The organism is Streptomyces flavotricini (assembly GCF_020639365.1).
Classification (GTDB): domain Bacteria; phylum Actinomycetota; class Actinomycetes; order Streptomycetales; family Streptomycetaceae; genus Streptomyces; species Streptomyces flavotricini.
On the sequence record NZ_JAINUL010000001.1, the window covers coordinates 853,831 to 871,396 of the forward strand.

General features: G+C 72.1%; 16 protein-coding genes. 7 read left to right on the plus strand and 9 right to left on the minus strand.

Annotation, left to right across the window (positions count from 1 at the left end):
• Positions 1-709: 709 nt before the first annotated feature.
• Positions 710-1,483, plus strand: coding sequence for a CAP domain-containing protein (locus K7B10_RS04195; RefSeq protein ID WP_229334583.1), 774 nt, complete (start codon positions 710-712; stop codon positions 1,481-1,483).
• A 9-nt stretch (positions 1,484-1,492) separates the two neighbouring features.
• On the opposite strand, the gene K7B10_RS04200 is transcribed toward K7B10_RS04195, so the two are convergent.
• The 5 genes from K7B10_RS04200 to K7B10_RS04220 form a co-directional block, all read right to left on the minus strand.
• Positions 1,493-2,734 carry an ROK family transcriptional regulator gene (locus K7B10_RS04200; protein ID WP_229334584.1) on the minus strand — a complete coding sequence of 414 codons (1,242 nt, stop codon included), beginning with the start codon at positions 2,732-2,734 and terminating at the stop codon, positions 1,493-1,495.
• A 74-nt stretch (positions 2,735-2,808) separates the two neighbouring features.
• Positions 2,809-3,375 (minus strand): mycothiol transferase, encoded by a 567-nt coding sequence (locus K7B10_RS04205; RefSeq protein ID WP_229334585.1) that lies wholly within the window; start codon positions 3,373-3,375, stop codon positions 2,809-2,811.
• A 186-nt stretch (positions 3,376-3,561) separates the two neighbouring features.
• Complete coding sequence (locus tag K7B10_RS04210) at positions 3,562-4,185, minus strand: VOC family protein (RefSeq protein ID WP_229334586.1); 624 nt, start codon at positions 4,183-4,185, stop codon at positions 3,562-3,564.
• A gap of 5 nt (positions 4,186-4,190) precedes the next feature.
• A complete protein-coding gene (locus tag K7B10_RS04215; RefSeq protein ID WP_229334587.1) occupies positions 4,191-4,523 on the minus strand; it encodes an AraC family transcriptional regulator in 333 nt (110 codons plus the stop codon).
• A 30-nt stretch (positions 4,524-4,553) separates the two neighbouring features.
• Complete coding sequence (locus K7B10_RS04220) at positions 4,554-4,964, minus strand: VOC family protein (RefSeq protein WP_229334588.1); 411 nt, start codon at positions 4,962-4,964, stop codon at positions 4,554-4,556.
• A gap of 378 nt (positions 4,965-5,342) precedes the next feature.
• Here K7B10_RS04220 and cseB point away from each other — a divergent pair, with 378 nt between their 5' ends.
• The 4 genes from cseB (at position 5,343) to K7B10_RS04240 (ending at position 10,952) form a co-directional block, all read left to right on the plus strand.
• Positions 5,343-6,134, plus strand: coding sequence for a two-component system response regulator CseB (gene cseB, locus K7B10_RS04225; RefSeq protein ID WP_308284500.1), 792 nt, complete (start codon positions 5,343-5,345; stop codon positions 6,132-6,134).
• Positions 6,135-6,139: 5 nt separating this feature from the next.
• Entirely contained in the window at positions 6,140-7,408 is a 1,269-nt protein-coding gene (locus K7B10_RS04230) for a sensor histidine kinase (protein WP_229334589.1), read from the plus strand.
• Positions 7,409-7,552: 144 nt separating this feature from the next.
• Complete coding sequence (locus K7B10_RS04235) at positions 7,553-8,335, plus strand: ABC transporter ATP-binding protein (RefSeq protein ID WP_372481365.1); 783 nt, start codon at positions 7,553-7,555, stop codon at positions 8,333-8,335.
• 55 nt (positions 8,336-8,390) lie between these two features.
• Positions 8,391-10,952 carry an ABC transporter permease gene (locus tag K7B10_RS04240; RefSeq protein WP_229334590.1) on the plus strand — a complete coding sequence of 854 codons (2,562 nt, stop codon included), beginning with the start codon at positions 8,391-8,393 and terminating at the stop codon, positions 10,950-10,952.
• Positions 10,953-11,057: 105 nt separating this feature from the next.
• Here the strand turns inward: K7B10_RS04240 and K7B10_RS04245 are convergent, their stop codons facing one another.
• The 3 genes from K7B10_RS04245 to K7B10_RS04255 form a co-directional block, all read right to left on the minus strand.
• Positions 11,058-12,275 carry a cytochrome P450 gene (locus tag K7B10_RS04245; protein ID WP_229334591.1) on the minus strand — a complete coding sequence of 406 codons (1,218 nt, stop codon included), beginning with the start codon at positions 12,273-12,275 and terminating at the stop codon, positions 11,058-11,060.
• Positions 12,272-12,988, minus strand: a complete 717-nt coding sequence (locus K7B10_RS04250) for a cyclodityrosine synthase (protein ID WP_229334592.1) — start codon at positions 12,986-12,988, stop codon at positions 12,272-12,274. Before K7B10_RS04250 ends, K7B10_RS04245 begins: the two co-directional genes overlap by 4 nt.
• Positions 12,989-13,183: 195 nt before the next feature.
• Positions 13,184-13,390 (minus strand): hypothetical protein, encoded by a 207-nt coding sequence (locus K7B10_RS04255; protein ID WP_229334593.1) that lies wholly within the window; start codon positions 13,388-13,390, stop codon positions 13,184-13,186.
• A 249-nt stretch (positions 13,391-13,639) separates the two neighbouring features.
• On the opposite strand from K7B10_RS04255, the gene K7B10_RS04260 reads away from it, so the two are divergent.
• Complete coding sequence (locus K7B10_RS04260; RefSeq protein WP_229334594.1) at positions 13,640-14,626, plus strand: cation diffusion facilitator family transporter; 987 nt, start codon at positions 13,640-13,642, stop codon at positions 14,624-14,626.
• Positions 14,627-14,711: 85 nt separating this feature from the next.
• On the opposite strand, the gene K7B10_RS04265 is transcribed toward K7B10_RS04260, so the two are convergent.
• Complete coding sequence (locus K7B10_RS04265; protein WP_030863784.1) at positions 14,712-14,987, minus strand: isoamylase early set domain-containing protein; 276 nt, start codon at positions 14,985-14,987, stop codon at positions 14,712-14,714.
• A gap of 284 nt (positions 14,988-15,271) precedes the next feature.
• Between K7B10_RS04265 and katG the strand changes: the two genes are divergently transcribed.
• Positions 15,272-17,461, plus strand: coding sequence for a catalase/peroxidase HPI (katG, locus tag K7B10_RS04270; protein WP_229334595.1), 2,190 nt, complete (start codon positions 15,272-15,274; stop codon positions 17,459-17,461).
• Positions 17,462-17,566: the final 105 nt, after the last annotated feature.

Below are 17,566 nucleotides of genomic sequence, written 5' to 3' on the forward strand. Positions count from 1 at the left end.
TGAAGCTGACCGACCCCGGCCCCCAGACCTGCAAGTTCAACCAGACCTGCACCATCCAACTCACCACCACCGGAGGCAAACCCACGGCAAACCCACCCTCCACTACACCGCCACCGGACTCCCCTTCGGCCTCACCATCGACACCAACACCGGCCGCATCACCGGCAAACCCTGGACCACCGGAACCCTCCAGATCACCGCAACCGCCACCGACTCCACCCCGACCACCGCCACCACCACCTTCCCCCTCACCGTCACCTGGTTCTGACCGTCAGCCGGGGGGGCGGGCGCACGCCGCCCGCCCCGAAGCGGCATCCGGTTCCACGCGAAACAGTGACATGCATCACCAGCGGTGAACTGATCACGGAAGCATTACGTCCGTTCCCCTCTCCCCGACATGTCGATATTTGTCCCACTCGAATCGACATTCCCCTCTTCGCCCGACATGGGTGTCCACAACGGCGGCACCATCTGCGGCAACTCGCCATGTCACAGCCGTGTCTGATGGAGGATCCCGATCTCACGCGGCCGGCCGGCCATCCGGTCAGCACGACCGTCCGCCCATTTCAAGCCCGGCGCCCGGCTCTGCCCCGCGGCCCGGCGGCGAGACTTGCCAGCCCGTTCCGGGGCTTCTAAGAATGGCGGCCCGGCCCCCGCGCTCCAGCAGCTCAGGCGCAGGACGCATCGCAGAAACCACGTGAGGTCACGCATGCACAAGCACCGCAAGAAGACGCACTACAAGAAAATAACCATCGCCGCCGTCGCCCTCGGCCTCGTGGGCATACCCACGGCCGCCATGGCGTGCCTGCACACCAATGAGGCGGGTGGGGCGAAGGCCGGCGGCAGGCACGGCATGCGCCCCTCCCACACCGCCCCCTCCCCCACCGAGTCGATCGTGACCGTGGCGGAGCCGACGGACGCACCGGTCCCGTTGGGGACCGAGACGGCCACCCCGGCCGCGCAGACCACGCAGGCCCCTGAGCCGGAGCGGCCTGCCACCGGGCCGACGCGGCAGCCCCCCGCGGCGAAGCCCGCGCGCCCGGCCCCGGCGAAGCCGTCGGCCCCGCCCACCGCGGAGCAGCCGGCCACCCCGGCGGGCGGGGCCTCCGGGCCGGCCGCCGAGGTGGTGGCCCTCGTGAACAAGGAGCGCGCCAAGGTCGGCTGCTCGGCGCTCACCGTCAACCCGAAGCTGACGGCCGCCGCGCTCAACCACAGCCAGGACATGGCCTCGCACTCCAACATGTCGCACACCGGATCCGACGGATCGGACCCGGGCGAGCGCATCACCCGGAGCGGCTTCGCCTGGACGACTTACGGCGAGAACGTCGCCTACGGGTACAGCACGCCCGAGCAGGTCATGACCGGCTGGATGAACAGCCCCGGGCACCGCGAGAACATCCTCAACTGTGCCTTCAAGGAGATCGGCGTCGGCCTCGCGCAGCCGAACTCCTACTGGACGCAGGACTTCGGCACGGCCCGCTGACGGCTCCCGCTAGCGGGAGGTGTCGAACACCTCGTCCCGCGTCGTGGCCAGGGCGCACTCCAGCGCCCCGCGCAGGACGGGGTGTTCGCGGATGTCGGCGAGGACCAGGGGCGGCTGGCAGGCGGACAGTTCGGCGAGCTCGGCCTCGACCAGGGCGCGCAGCGGTTCGCCGCCCGCCAGGAACACTCCGCCGGAGAGGACCACGAGCTCGGGGTCGAGTACGCCGGCGATCGAGGACAGGCCGGTGGCGACGGCCGTCGCGAACTCCTCCAGCACCTTGCGGTACGGGCCTTCGGCCTCGGCCGAGGCCCGCCTCAGGATGGCCATGGCCTCCTCGAGCGCCGGGTCGGCCGCCCCGCGCCGTCCCGTGCCGGCGAGGGGCTCAGCGCCGTCGGCGACGTGGTCGATGCCGTGCCTGCGCGCCATCTCGGGCACGACCTGGAAGCCGGCCAGGTCCTGGTAGCCGCCGGTCTCGGCCACTTCGGGGTTGCGCACCAGCGGGGTGCCGGGGACGGGCATGAAGCCGACCTCGCCCGCCCCGCCCGTACGCCCGCGGTACAGGCGGCCGCCGAACATCATGGCGGCGCCGATGCCCTCCTCGTTCCACAGCAGGAAGAAGTCCTCGTACCCGCGGGCCGCTCCGGTACGCCCCTCGGCGATGGCGACGAGGTTGACGTCGTTCTCGCAGACGACGGGCATCGGGAGTCCGGCCGCCAGTTCCCGCAGCAGGGTCGGCGACTGCCAGCCCGGCAGGTGGCTGGGGTAGCGGAGCCGGCCCTCGCGGTGGTCGAAGGCCATCGGGGCCCCTACGACGACCCGGTGGATGGCGTCGGAGGTGAGCCCGGCCGCCCGGGCGGCTCCCTCGACGGCCGCGATCACCTGGTCGACCTCGCCGCCGCACGCCTCCGGGGAGGTGAGCTCGTACGTGCCGATCGTCCGCCCGGTGAGGTCCGCGACCGCCGTACGGATCAGGCCGGGCGTCACGTCGAGCCCGGCCACGTACGCGGCCGCCGGGTTGAGGGTGTACAGCAGGGCGCCCGGTCCGGGGTGCCCGGCGGAGGTGCCGCCGGCCACGACGAGGCCGGAATCCTCCAGGCGGGCCAGCATCTGGGAGGACGTCGGCTTGGACAGCCCGGACAGCCGGGCGATCTGGGCCCGGGACAGCGGCCCCTGCTCCAGCAGGAGCTCCAGGGCCGCCCGGTCGTTCAAGGTGCGCAGGACCCGGGGTACGCCGGGCACTCGGTTCGTCACACGTACCCCTGGTCGGCTGTCAGAAGATCTTCCCGTCCATAGTAGCGGCGCCTGCCCGGCCGGGCCGCGGGCCGCTACTGGCCCACTCTTCCGTCGACGCACTCGCGCAGCAGGTCGGCCTGGCCGCAGTGCCTGGCGTACTCCTCGATCCGGTGCACCATCAGCTCCCGGATCGCGATCCCGTCCTTCCCCACGCGCTCGCCCAGGTCCGGGTGGGCGGCCAGCGCCGCGTCGGTCGCGGCCTGCTCGCGCTCCAGATCGGCACGGGCGGCATCGACCACCGCCTGATCGGCGACGGCTCCGTGGAAGTCCGCGTCCTTCACGCCGTACAGCTTCGGCAGCGGTTCGCCGTCGGTGATCCAGTTGCGCCAGTCCCGTTCCACCTCGGCGAGGTGGCGCACCAGGCCCAGCAGGGACATCGTCGAGGGAGGCACCGACCGGCGGGCGAGCTGCTCCGCGTCCAGGTCCTCGCACTTCATGCGCAGGGTGATGCGGTAGTTGGCGAGGAAGTCCTGCAGGGTCGCGAGTTCGCCGTCGGGACTGTTCTCGTTGTTGCGGGGGTCGTCGTCCGGGTCGGCCCACATGTCGGGGTAGACGGTCGCCCGGGTCCATCGCGCGGATTGATCGCTCATGCCTCGCATGGTCGTCCGCGAAGGCGCGGGTCCGCCACCGAATTCGGGAGCCGGGGGCGGGCGTGGCGTCAGCCTCCCGCCGGGCTTGGACGCGCATGGGCCGGATCCGGAAGCACCGGTGGGGGCCGTCGAGTTCCCTCGGGCCGAATCCGGTCTTCGCCGCGCACGCCTCGCCCCGTCCCGGGGCGGGACCGGTCAGGGCGCGGGCATGCGCGCCGGGGCCTCCCACGCGAACCCGTCCGGGTCGGCGAAGGCCTCCCCGTCGCCGCCGAGCACCAGCCGGTGCGATCCCGTCCCGTCGACGGGGACGCCGACCTCCTTGGCGAGGGCGCGGCGCCCGTAGAGCGCCAGCTTGACGCCACCCGACGGGGCCTCGAACTGCACGTACTTGCTGCCGAAGCTCTTGGCGACCGTGAGGCCGCGGTCGAGGTAGAACCGCTTGCTCCCGAGCACGTCCGCGGATCCGAGCAGGAGCACCATCTCGTCGAACCGCAGCGGGGCGGGGCCCCCGTCCTTCTTCTCCGAGGTGGCGACCTTCCAGATCGTCCCGTCCGGTGCCCGGACGACGCCCCCGTAGCCCCAGAAGGACTTCGCGGCGGGCTTCAGCGGCGTGGCACCGGCGTCGAGGGCGGCGCCGATGAAGCCGTCGACCACGGACGGCCGGGACACGGTGAGCGCGAGCGCGAACCCGCGGAAGCCGGTCGTCGGTGCCTGCGACGCGCGCAGGCCCACCTGGTCGCCGAGGCCGAAGGCGGTGTAGAAGCGGTCGGCGGCCGTGGTGTCGGCCACCTCGAGGGTGACGGATGCGATGGAGTTCATGTCCTTCACGCTAGTTGTGGCGGGGCGGCCGGTGCTTCTCGATTCCTGACCGGTCCGCGGGCGCCCGGCGGTACGCCGGCCGGCCGGGTGGGGCGGGCGCCGAAGCCGGCGCGCTCGATGCGACGCGCCATCAGATAGTCGTACGGCGACTTCCCGTACGCGAGCCGGAACTGCCGGCTGAGCTGCCCGGCGGCCATGCTCGCGCCGCGGGCGAGCGCCTCGACGTCCAGCGGATGGGCGTACTCCCGGTCGATCCGGTCGCGGACGCGGCGCAGCCGGGCGAAGTCCTTCAGGCGCTGTGCCTCGGTGAGTGCGCGCCCCCATGCGGGATTGCACATGCGAGAACCCCCTCTGCTCGGTGTCGCGACTCAGCGCAGTTCCTGGATCCGGATCAGGTTGCCCGCGGGGTCGCGGAAGGCGCAGTCGCGGATGCCGTACGGCTGCTCGGTCGGCTCCTGCACGACCTCGGCGTCGCCGCCCCGGACCTTCTCGAAGGTGGCGTCGAGGTCCCGGGTGGCCAGCAGGATCCAGCCGTACGTGCCCTTGGCCATCATCTCGACGATGGTGCGGCGCTCGGCGTCGGTGATGCCGGGGTCGGCGGCCGGCGGTGCCAGCAAAATGGACGTGCCGGGCTGGCCGACGGGGCCGACGGTGATCCAGCGCATCTTGCCCTGGCCGACATCGCTGCGGACTTCGAACCCGAGGGTGTCGCGGTAGAAGGCCAGGGCGGCCTCCGGGTCGTCGTGCGGCAGGGAGCTCGTGTGAATGGTGATGTCCATGACCAACACGGTAGTTCCGGCCCCGTGCCCGCGCTTCTCCATTCCTGATTCCCGATCCGCGTGCCGGTCACCTTCCGACGGTGTTCATCAGGATGATCGCCGCGAGATCGGCCAGGATGACGCAGACGACGCCGAAGATCATGATCCAGGCCCGGCGTGATTCGTCCATGCCCTTCAGTCAAACCGCACGGCCCCGGAGCGGCAACCAGAGTGCCTCAGGGGCGGGGTTTGTATCCGCCGTGTATCAGGGAGCGCTTGGTCGTCCATCGAAGCGGGAGGCCGGGCCGGTGACGCCGTCACCGCGCCCGCCACCTGCCGTATCGTTCCATCCGGCGTCGCCCGCCGCTCCGCCCGTCCGCCTCCACAGGAGTCCTCCCCGTGTCCTCGCCCGCCCCCGCCCAGGCCTCCGCGCGCCCCGTGCGCGTGCTGCTGGTGGAGGACGACGAGCTGATGCGCCGGTCCTTCACCGTCGCCCTCGAACGCTACGGCTACCGGGTGAAGGCCGCGGCCGACGGCCTCGCCGGGCTGGAGCTCTTCCGCGACGGCGGCCGCGACGGCGAGGACACCGGCGCCGTCCACGGCGGCGAGGGCGACGGCTTCGACCTGCTGATCCTGGACGTGATGCTGCCCGGCCTGGACGGCATCGGGCTGTGCCGCAGGGTCCGGGAGACCAGCCTGGTGCCGATCCTGATGATGTCCGCCCGCGGCGACGGGCTCGACATCGTGGCCGGTCTGGAGGCCGGGGCGGACGACTACGTCGTCAAGCCCGTGGACACCTACGTGCTCGTGGCCCGCATCCGCTCGCTGCTGCGCCGGGCGACGTACGCGCCCTCGGCCCCGGGGCCCGGGCGCGCCGCCGGTGAGGAGCCGGCCCCCTCCCAGGGGGACCTGCTGGTCTTCGGGGACCTGACCCTCGACACCGGCGGCCTGGAGGTATTCGTCTCCGGGACCCCGGTGGCGCTGACCCCGACCGAGCTGAAGCTGCTGCTGGAGTTCGCCGCCCACCCGGGCGTCGTACTGGAGCGGCACACCCTGCTGCGCAACGTCTGGGAGTACGGCTGGGACGGCGACAGCCGGGTCGTGGACCTGTGCGTGCAGCGGCTGCGCCGCAAGCTCGGCCGGGACCGGATCGAGACGGTCCGCGGCTTCGGCTACAAGCTCAGGCGCTGAGTCCGGTGCGCCCGTACCGCCGTCTCCCCCGCCCGGACCGCGTCTCCCTGCGCTGGAAGATCGCCGCGCTGGCCGCGGCCACCGCCTGCCTGGTCGCGGCGGCCGTCGGCGTACTCGTACACCTGTGGACCGCGAGCGACATCCGCGGCCGCGCCGAGATGCGCGCGTTCAACGGCGTGTACGCGGCCGTGGAGACGTACCGGCGCACCGGGACGCTGGTGGACGGTGCCGAGCTCGATCCCGACGAGCTGCCCCGCGCACTGGACCACCCGGCCGACGGCGCCCGGCACACCGCCTACGACGGCCACGTCGACGACAACGTCGGGCCGAGCTTCTGGGCCGCCCAGCGGGTCGGCGGGCCAGGCAGCCCGGTGCTGGCCGTCCGGATCAACATGAGCCCGGAGCTCCACGATCTGCGTCGGCTCGACATGAGCATGGCCGTGGCCTCGCTGGTCTCCCTCGCCGCGGCCGTCCCGCTGGCGGCCTACGGGGCCGGGCTCCTCGGCCGCCGGCTGCGGCGGGTCTCCGAGACCGCGGGCCGCATCTCCGCCGGTGACCTGGACGCCCGTACCGGGCCCACCAAGGGAGGCGACGAGGTGGCCGACATCGCCGCCACCGTCGACCTCATGGCCGACAGCCTCGGCCGGCGGCTTCGGACCGAGCGCCAGTTCACGGCGGACGTGGCCCACGAGCTGCGCACCCCGGTCGGCGGTCTGCTGGCCGCCACCGACCTGCTTCCGGCCGGTGAGACGGAGGACCTGGTGCGGGGCCGGGTACGCGATCTGCGCGGTCTGGTCGAGGACCTGCTGGAGATCTCCCGGCTGGACGCGGGCGCCGAGCGCCCGGTACGCGCCCGTGTGCCGCTCGGCGAGGTCGTCCGCGAGGCCGTGGCGCGCACCGGATTCGACGCTTCGGTCACCGTGGCCGAATTCCCGGGTACGGCTGCCGCCGGGACCGTCGAGACCGATCCGCGCCGCCTCGAACGGATCGTCGGCAACCTCGTCGTCAACGCCCACCGGCACGGCGCGGGCCCGGTCGAGGTCACCGTCGAGGGCCGTACGGTCGTCGTACGGGACCACGGCCCCGGCTTCCCCCCGGACCTCCTGCGCGAGGGTCCGCGCCGCTTCCACACGGGCGCGGCGGAGCGCGGCTCGGGCCACGGGCTGGGGCTGACCATCGCCCTGGGCCAGGCCCGGGTCCTCGGCGCCGAGTTGCGCCTGGGCAACGACCCGGCCGGCGGGGCCGTCGCCACCCTCGGCCTGCCCGCGTCCTGACGGGCCCGCGCCACCCCCACCCGCTCCGCCCGCTACACGACTGATACGAAGCGACGCGGCCGCCGAAACACGGCGGGCCCCGGCCCCGATACACGTGCCGGACACCCTTCGAAGTGCATCCACCCGCACCGAAGAGGAGTCCCCGTGACCGCCGCACCCTTTGACGCCCTCGCACCGCACCCGACGACCGGGTTCGCGGCCGCCACCAGCGAACTGTCGAAGGTCTACGGGAGCGGCGACACCCGCGTCGTCGCTCTGGACCGCGTCAGCATCGCCTTCCGGGAGGGCGAGTTCACCGCGATCATGGGCCCCTCGGGGTGCGGCAAGTCGACCCTGATGCACTGCGCCGCCGGGCTCGACTCGGTGAGCTCCGGCTCCGTACGCATCGGCACCACCGAGCTGAGCACGCTGGGCGACCGGCAGCTGACCGAGCTGCGGCGCGATCGGATCGGCTTCATCTTCCAGGCCTTCAACCTGCTGCCGACGCTGACCGCGCTGGAGAACATCACGCTGCCCCTGAGCATCGCGGGCCGCCGCCCCGACCAGCAGTGGCTGGAGCGCGTGGTCTCCATGGTCGGGCTCTCCCGGCGGCTCGGCCACCGGCCCGGACAGTTGTCCGGCGGACAGCAGCAGCGCGTGGCCGTGGCCCGCGCCCTGGCTTCCCGGCCCTCGATCATCTTCGGCGACGAGCCCACCGGCAATCTCGACTCCCGCGCGGGCGCCGAGGTGCTCGGCTTCCTGCGCGACTCGGTGCGCGAACTCGGTCAGACGGTGGTCATGGTGACGCACGACCCCGTCGCCGCCGGCTATGCCGACCGCGTGGTCTTCCTCTCCGACGGCCGCCTGGTCGACGAGATGGCCCACCCCACCCCGGAGCGGGTGCTGGACCGGATGAAGGCGCTCGACACCCACTCCCGCACCAGCTGACCGCGACCGGACTCCCCCGGTTCTCCCCGTACGCCCACGTCACCGAAAGCTGCCCATGCTGAGAACAGCCCTGCGCAACGTCCTGGCGAACAAGGCCCGTCTGGTCATGACCGTCCTCGCGGTCTGCCTGGGTGTCGCGTTCGTCTGCGGCACCCTCGTCTTCGCGGAGTCCTCCGCCGCCGCCTACCGCGCCGCCGCGTCGAAGGACTTCGCGGGCATCGCGGTCACCGTGACCCCGAAGTACGCCCCGCCCGGGGCCGGGGAGGAGGCGCCCGGAGCCCTCGACGACGCGCTCGTAGGGAAGCTGGCCGAGGTACCCGGCGTCGCCGCCGCGCGGCCCGCGGCCGACGGGTCGGCGACCCTGAACGGCGCGGACGGCCGTCCGCTGCGGGCCGGCAGGGCATGGTCGAACCTGGCCGCCGCCTACCTACCCGGCGAGGACGGCAACGACAGCCGCCATCCCCTGGTCGAGGGCCGCGCCCCGCGCGGTGGCGGGGAACTCGCCGTGGACAGCGGAACCGCCGCGGCAGGCGGGTTCGAGATCGGCGACATGGTCACGCTGGCCACCGACGGCCCGGTCCTGAAGAAGAGGCTCGTCGGCATCGTGAAGACCGAGGACTCGCGGGTGACCGCCGGCGGAACCCTCGCCGTGTTCGACAAGGCGACCGCCCAGGCGCTGTACGCCTCCCCCGGCCGGTACACGTCGATCGACGTGTCCGCGGAGCCCGGCACGGACGAAGTCGAGCTCGCCGGACGGATCAGCGCCCTGCTCCCGGCCGACCGGGCCGAGGCGGTCACCGGCGCGGCCCAGGCGACCCAGCAGGCCACCTACACCGACACGCTGACCCGCGGCCACCAGAAGATGCCGATGCTCTTCGCAGGGGTCTCGCTCTTCATCGGCTCCTTCCTCATCGTCAACACCTTCACCATGGTCGTGTCCCGGCGCACCCGGGAGATCGCGCTGCTGCGGGCGATCGGCGCCTCGCGCCGCCAGGTGGTCCGCTGCGTCCTGTGGGAGGCGGTCCTGCTCGGCCTGGTCGCGTCGGCGGCCGGTTTCGCACTCGGCCTCGGCATCGCCTCCGTACTCCCCGGCCTCCTGAGCACCCCTCAGGACGCCCTGCCCGACGGCCCGCTGGTGATCGGCCCGCTGCCCGTCGTGGCGGCGCTCGGCGTGGGCGTGGGCATCACGGTGCTCGCCGCCTGGCTGCCGTCCCGCAAGGCGGCGAAGGTCGCGCCCATCGAGGCGCTGCGCACCAGCGAGCAGCCGCCCACCGCGACCGCGTCCCGGGTCCGGGGCGTGGTGGGACTGCTCCTGCTCCTCGCCGGGGGCGGACTGCTGGTCTCGCTGACGGGAGCGAAGGACGCCTCGGAGGAGAACCTGCAGAACGCGATGTCCGGCTGCGCCCTGCTCGTCGTCGCGATGATCGTGCTGGCGCCGCTGCTCGCCGTCCCCGTCATCCGGCTGACGGGAAGGCTGACCGGCCGGTTCGGGATCACCGGGCACCTCGCCCGCGAGAACGCGCTGCGCGACCCGCGGCGCACGGCGGCCACCGCCTCCGCCCTGATCGTCAGTACGGCCTTGGTCGCCGGGCTCGCCGTCATCGGGAACTCCACCGGGCAGGCCCTGGACCGGCAGGCCGCGGCAGGCCTCGGCGCCGACTACGTGATCGGCAGCAGGGGCGGCATGACCGCCATCGACCCCGGCACCGAGAAGCGGGTGGCGGGCACCCCCGGGGTGAAGACGGCGGCCGGCATCGCGGACTCCACCGTCTTCACCGGCGGCGGCGTCCGCAGGATCGCCGGCATCGACCCCGCCGCCGTGGGCGACGTCATGAGGCTCGACTTCGTCAGCGGCTCCCTGAAGGACCTCGGACCGGGACGGATCGCGCTCTCCGCCACCGTCGCCCGGGAGCAGGGCGTGAGCGCGGGCGGCCAGGTCAAGGCCCGTATCGGGCGCAACCAGGAGTTCACGCGGTACACGGTCGTCGGCGTCTACGAGGACAACCCCACCGCCGGGGAGGTGCTGGGCTCCCGTGCCGACGTACGGCGCGACGGCTTCCTGCCCGACTCCGTCCAGCGGATCCTCGTGCGCACCGACGGCGCGGCGGTCTCGAAGACCACCGAGGACGGGCTGCGCGCCGCCGCGGGCAACAGCCCGCTGGTGCAGGTGAAGGACCGGCAGGCGCTGGTGGACGAGGCGGCCGGCTCCCTGGCCGACCTGCTGACCCTGATGTACGGGCTGCTCGCGATCGGTACGGTGATCTCGCTGCTCGGCATCGTCAACACCCTGGCCATGTCGGTCGCGGACCGCACGCGTGAGATCGGCGTCCTGCGCGCCGTCGGCATGGACCGCGCCGGGATCCGGCGGATGATCCGCCTGGAGTCGGTGACCGTGGCCGCCTTCGGCACGCTGCTGGGCCTGACGGGCGGGCTGTTCGGAGCCTGGGCGGTCGGGTCGCTGACCAACGGCGCGATGAAGGAGTACTCCCTGGCACTGCCCTGGGGGACGCTGCTCCTCGTGTGTCTGGTGTCCTTGACGACAGGCGTGCTCGCGGCCGCCGTGCCGGCCCGCCGCGCCGCCTCGCTGAGTCCGCTGGAGGCCGTCGCGGAGCGGTGACGGACGCGTGCGGGTGACGCCGAGGGCCGGGCTGGTCAGACCCGGTCCTCGGCTCCGTACGTCCGGCTCAGGCGGGCACGCGCACCCGCGGGCGCGGGCCCGTCCTCACCAGAGGACGGGCATCCGCTCGGGGATCCGCTTCATGAACCCCGTGCGCCAGACGAGTTGCTCGATCGGCACGGCCAGGTCGAGGCCGGGCAGCCGCTCGAGGAGCACCTCGATGGCGATCTGCGCGTGCCGCTTGCCCAGGGCGGTCGCGGGGCAGTAGTGGCCGCCGCCGCCGAACGACAGGTGCGCGTTCGGGTTCGGCCGGTCGAGGCGTACCGTGTGCGGGTCCTCGAACTCGGCGGGGTCGTGGTTCGCGGCCTCGACGAGGACGAGGACCAACTCCCCCTTCTGCACGGTGACGTCGCCGAGCTGCACGGTCTCGGTCGCGATCCGGGGCAGCCCGTCCGCGATCGACAGGTTGATGCGCAGCAGCTCGTCCACGGCGGCGGGCACGAGCTTCGGGTCGGCGATCAACTCGGCCTTGAGTTCGGGGTGTTGGATCAGCGAGACCAGGGCCATGGTGAGGAACCCCATGACGCTGATGACGCCCGCGCCGAACATCGTGACGCCGACGGTGGCGAGCATCTCGTCGGTCAGGTGCGCGTAGTCGGGGTCGTCACGCAGGGCGGCGAGCTCGGCCATGAGGCCCGTCGTCGCCGGGTCGTCCAGCCGGGCGACCATGTGGGCCATGTCGCGGTCCCAGTTGATGCCCGCCGCGGGGATGGGGCGCGGGCTGTTCATGAACGCGACGTGCAGCGACCGGTAGAGGTCGGGGCCGTCGCTCTGGGGGATGCCGAGGATGTGGCAGTGCAGTCCGGTGGAGTACGGGACGGTGAAGTCGCGGCGCAGGTCGGCCGGCACCCCGGTGGCGACGAGCTGGTCGACGAGGGCGTGCGCGTGGCCGACCAGCCATTCCTCCAGCCCGGGGGCCTTCGGGTTGAGGGCCTTCATCACGGCCTTGCGCAGCCCGGCACCCGTGATGTTCCCCATGTTGTTGACCACCTCCGGGGGGATGGTCAGCGCGTACTGACGGGGTGCGCCCTCGGCGGAGGTGTCCTTGAGGGAGAACCGGGGGTCGTCGAGCACCTGCCTGCACAGGCGGTACGAGGACACGAGCCAGGCTTCCGCCCCGGCTATGGTGCGGACCTTCTTGACCGGCTCGTGGGTGAGCAGGTGCGTGATCTCGTCCGGCAGTCGCGTGCCGTTGGCGTCGAACGGGAACCGGGTGAGCTCGTCGGCCGGCGCGGCCGCGATGGGTTCGATGGTGCTGGTCATGCGGAGCGGTCCTGTTCTTCGCGTTCTTCGGCGGGGGTGATGACGGCGTGGCCCTGATTGCGCGAGGCGCGCAGCCCCCAGCCCCGTGCGTACAGCAGCTCGGCCAACGGCAGTGCCTGGTGGTAGCAGTTGAGGGAGGAGGAGACCCCGAGGATGGCCGGGGTGTCGAGGAACAGCGGCACTTCGGCGCACACGTACTTGATGCACACCTGGCGCTGCAGCTCGGTCGGCGGCAGGCCGTTCAGCTTGTCGGCGAGGAACCGGGCCGCGAGCTGGTCGCACACCTCGCGGAACTCGGGGTCGTCGGCCATGAGGACGTCGAGCCCGGAGCGGATGCGCTGGTAGGCGGGGAGCTCCAGGAGCGCGGACATGGGGCGGCCGCGCAGCCGCTCCCCCTCGGGGTCGAGGGCGGCGACGGCCGAGGTGACCTTGGCGCGCACTCCGCGGAGGTTCTTCACCGCCTTGCGCTGCGCTTCGATCTCGGGGTAACCGAGTGCCACGAACATCTCGGCGACGTGCATGTCGGTCCAGATGAGATCGACCTGGCGGAAGTGGTCGAGCCCCCACCGGGCGAGTTCGAGCACGCGGTCGTGGGTGAAATAGGAGTTCCCGGACGAGATGCCTATGACGGCATGGTCTCCCTCGTCGTGGATGACCTGGCAGTGAGGCGTATAGGGACGGACGGCGAAGATGCCTTGAATGGCAGTCGTCAACGTGAGTAATTCCCCTGCGCCGCGAGTCCCGCAGGGCCGTGTGCCCTGGGTGTGGCGGCGCGAGAGATGACGCTACAGAGAACAGCCCTGATGATCCAGAGCTACCGACCGGTTACTCTACGGAATTACGCCGCACGAGCCGTGCGATCATACGATCTTCCCCCTCGGCTGATCCGCCAGCCGATCCGCCAGGGGTCACTCCGAGGACTCCCCGTGAGGGATCTCGCGCACCGGTCCGGGTCCCTTCTTCGAGGACTGTCCCGGCCTGTCGAGACGGCTCGCCTCGTCCGTGTCCGCCGCGCGGACGGCGTGCCCGTCCTTGCCCGCGTGCGGGGCACGGCGGCGCTCCTCGTCTCCGTGACCGTGCAGGGGTACGCCTCCGGCGCCGCCTTGGTCTTCCATGGCCCGTCACTCCTCGACCGCGTGTCCGTCCCCCGCGGCGCGCCTGCCCGACACGTGGCTCCGGAAACCTGCCCCGCCCCGCCCCGCCCCGCCCCTCCCCCTCACCCGCTGCGCGCCTCGCCGCGCGCCCCGTCACGGCGAGTCCGAGGCGCTGATTGAGACGCTCCCGTCCGGGCAGGCGTCGCGGTACGAGAAGACGAGCCGGTTCCGCTCGTACCCGACCACGCGCGATCAGGGCAGGCCAAGGCCATGGGCGATACCCGTACGCACTCCGCGCGGAAGCGGGAGCGGGACAGCGAGACCCGCTTCACCGTGTGGGTGGCCCTCGCGGCCAATCTGGTCATCTGCGTCGCCAAGGCCGTCGGCGGTGTGATCGCCGGCTCCCCCGCCTTGCTGTCCGAGGCGGCCCACTCGGTGGCCGACAGCCTGAACGAGGTCTTCCTGCTGGCCTCGGTCAAGCGCAGCCGTCGTCCGGCCGACCGGCACCACCCCTTCGGCTACGGCAAGGAGCGCTACTTCTGGTCCCTGCTGGCCGCCGTCGGCATCTTCGTCACCGGAGGCTGCTTCTCGGTCTTCCAGGGCGTCGAGGCGTTCCGCGCGGGCGGTTCCGAGTCCCACGAGGGGTACCTGATCGGCTTCGCCGTGCTCTTCGTGGCGCTGCTCGCCGAGGGGGCCTCACTGGCCCGGGCCGTCCTCCAGGTCCGCGGCGCGGCCGCGGCAGCCGACCACAGCGTGCGCGAGGAGATCCGGGTGGGCCGGGACCCGGCGCTGCGGACCGTCCTCGCGGAGGACGGCACGGCCTGCGCCGGCGTCCTGCTGGCCATGGCGGGCATGGGCCTCCACATGGCGACCGGGCGGATGGCGTACGAGGCGTCCGCCTCCATCCTGATCGGCGTCCTGCTCGTCTACGTGGCGTACACGCTCGGCAAGGGCGCCCGGGCCCAGCTGATCGGCGAGGCGGCCGATCCCGAGGTGCAGCGCGGGGTACGGGAGCTGCTGCGCGAGCAGCCGGAGATCGACTCGGTCACCACCCTGCTGACCATGCGGCTGAGCCCGGATTCGGCGCTCCTGGCGGCGAGCGTCGACCTGACGCCCGGGTACGACAGCGAGACCGTCGAGGACGCGATGGTCCGCATCAAGGAGGAGCTGAAGACGCGCTGGCCCGAGCTGGACCAGGTGTTCCTCGACGTCACGGACGCCGCGGCGGCCAGCCGCGCGACGGGACGCGCCCGCTGACCGGCATCCCGGTCCCGCCCGCTCCGGCCGCCGCCCGCCCCGGCCGTGCGGGCGGGGCGGGCGGCAGCCCGGGGCCGGGCCGGGATCAGGTCTGCAGGCGGCAGTTCGGGCCGTCGTGGCCGTCGGCGCTCTCGTCGTTGAACCAGTAGTCCCCCGCCGCGAGGTAGCGGAAGGAGTGCGTGACCTTCGCCGGCAGCGCCACCGTCACCGCGCGCGTCCCGTCGGGGCGGGATTCGAGCACGTGGGAGCCGGGCTGCCACCCGTTGAACGTTCCCACCACGCTGACCGGTCCGGGCGGGTCCCCGTCGGGCAGTACGAAGGTGACCTCGGTGGCGTTCTTTCGACGCTGTCTCTCGAGCACGGACAACTCCTTCTCACTGTCGGGAGGGGGCCATCCTGACGGCCCGGACCGCCCCCGACCCGCGACCCGCCGGGGCGCGGGACACGTCACCCGTCCGGGTCGATCGCGTTGATCCGAAAACCCGCCTTTTCCCGAATTCCTCAGCGTCCGGAAGAGTTCTGCGTGTTCTCGCGGCCGCGCGGTCCGCGGTGCGCGACCATACGGACGCCCGGCAGTCAGCAGTGAGCAGTCACCGGCAGAAGCAGAGCAGAGCAGCAGACACCGAGACAGGAAGAAGGGCGGACGTGTCCGGCAGCGAAAGCGAGAACCCAGCAATTCCCTCCCCGACCCCCGCGCCGACTCGGCCCAGGACGAACCAGGACTGGTGGCCGAATCAGCTGGACCTGCAAGTCCTCCACCGGCATTCGCCCCTGTCCGATCCGATGGGCGAGGACTTCGACTACGCGAAGGAGTTCGCGACCCTCGATGTCGACGCGCTGAAACGGGACGTCTTCGAGGTGATGACGTCGTCCCAGGAGTGGTGGCCCGCCGACTACGGCCACTACGGGCCGCTGTTCATCCGGATGAGCTGGCACGCCGCCGGTACGTACCGCATCGCCGACGGCCGCGGTGGCGGCGGAGCCGGCTCCCAGCGCTTCGCCCCCCTCAACAGCTGGCCGGACAACGCCAGCCTGGACAAGGCCCGCCGTCTGCTCTGGCCGGTCAAGCAGAAGTACGGGCAGAAGATCTCCTGGGCCGACCTTCTGATTTTCGCCGGAAACTGCGCCATCGAATCCATGGGTCTGAAAACGTTCGGATTCGGATTCGGACGGAAGGACACCTGGGAGCCGGAGGAGATCTTCTGGGGGACCGAGGAAACCTGGCTCGGAGACGAGCGCTACAGCGGTGACAGGGAACTCTCCGGTCCTCTCGGCGCCGTGCAGATGGGTCTGATCTACGTCAATCCGGAAGGGCCCAACGGAAACCCCGATCCGAAGGCCGCCGCCCGCGACATTCGCGAGACGTTCGCGCGCATGGCGATGGACGACGAGGAGACGCTGGCACTCATCGTCGGCGGACATACGTTCGGGAAGTGCCACGGCGCCACGGACCCCGCCTATATCGGTCCCGAACCCGAAGCCGCCCCCATCGAGCAGCAGGGGATCGGCTGGAAGAACGCGTCCGGCACCGGCGTCGGCGCCGACGCGCTGACGAGCGGGCTCGAAGGCGCGTGGACCACCGCACCGACCAAGTGGGACAACGGGTACCTGGACAACCTGCTCGGCTACGACTGGGAGCTGACGACCAGCCCCGCCGGCGCCAAGCAGTGGACTCCCACGGACCCGGCGGCCCGGGGCACGGTGCCCGACGCCCACGACCCGTCGAAGCGGCACGCTCCGATGATGCTGACGACGGACCTCGCGCTGAAGGTGGATCCGGTCTACGCGCCGATCGCCAAGCGCTTCCACGAGAACCCGGACCAGCTCGCGCTGGCCTTCTCCAAGGCCTGGTACAAGCTGCTGCACCGCGACATGGGCCCCCTCCCCCGCTACCTCGGCCCGTGGGTCGCCGAGCCGCAGCTGTGGCAGGACCCCGTGCCCGAGGTCGATCACCCGCTGGTGTCGGAGGCGGACGTCGCCGCCCTCAAGGGGAAGATCCTCGCCTCGGGACGGTCCGTCCCCCAACTGGTCACGACCGCCTGGGCGTCGGCGGCGAGCTTCCGCGGCACCGACAAGCGCGGCGGGGCCAACGGGGCGCGGATCCGGCTCGCGCCGCAACGGGACTGGGAGAGCAACGCCCTGCCCGAGGTGGGCGAGGTGGTGGGGACCCTCGAACAGATCCGGCAGGACTTCAACGCGTCGGCGACGGGCGGCACGAAGGTCTCGCTCGCCGACCTGATCGTCCTGGGCGGGTGCGCGGCCGTCGAACAGGCCGCCAAGAACGCCGGGTACGACATCACGGTCCCCTTCGCGCCGGGGCGTACGGACGCCTCGCAGGAGCAGACCGACGTGGACTCCTTCGCCGTGCTCGAGCCCAGGGCCGACGGGTTCCGCAACTACCTCCGGCAGGGGGAGAAGACGGCGCCGGAGACCCTCCTGCTGGACCGCGCCAACCTGTTGAATCTCACCGCTCCCGAGATGACGGTCCTGGTCGGCGGCATGCGCGCCCTGAACACCGGCTTCGGGCGGTCCCGGCACGGCGTCCTCACCGACCGGCCGGAGTCGCTGACCACCGACTTCTTCGTCAACCTGCTCGACATGGGTACGCAGTGGACGGCATCGGCCGCGGCCGAGAACGTGTTCGAGGGCCGCGACCGGGCCTCGGGCGAGGTCAAGTGGACGGCCACCGCCGTCGACCTCGTCTTCGGTTCGCACTCGCAGCTGCGGGCGCTCTCGGAGGTCTACGCCTCCCAGGACGCGGGAGAGAAGTTCGTGCGCGACTTCGTGTCCGCGTGGGACAAGGTGATGAATCTCGACCGGTTCGACCTCCGCTGACCCCCGGCCCCCCTTAGAGTCGGTACCAGAGTCCGAGTCCGAGTCAGAGGGCCCGGTCGGCCGCCCCCGGCCGACCGGGCCCTTCTCGTGCCGCCACGCGCCGGT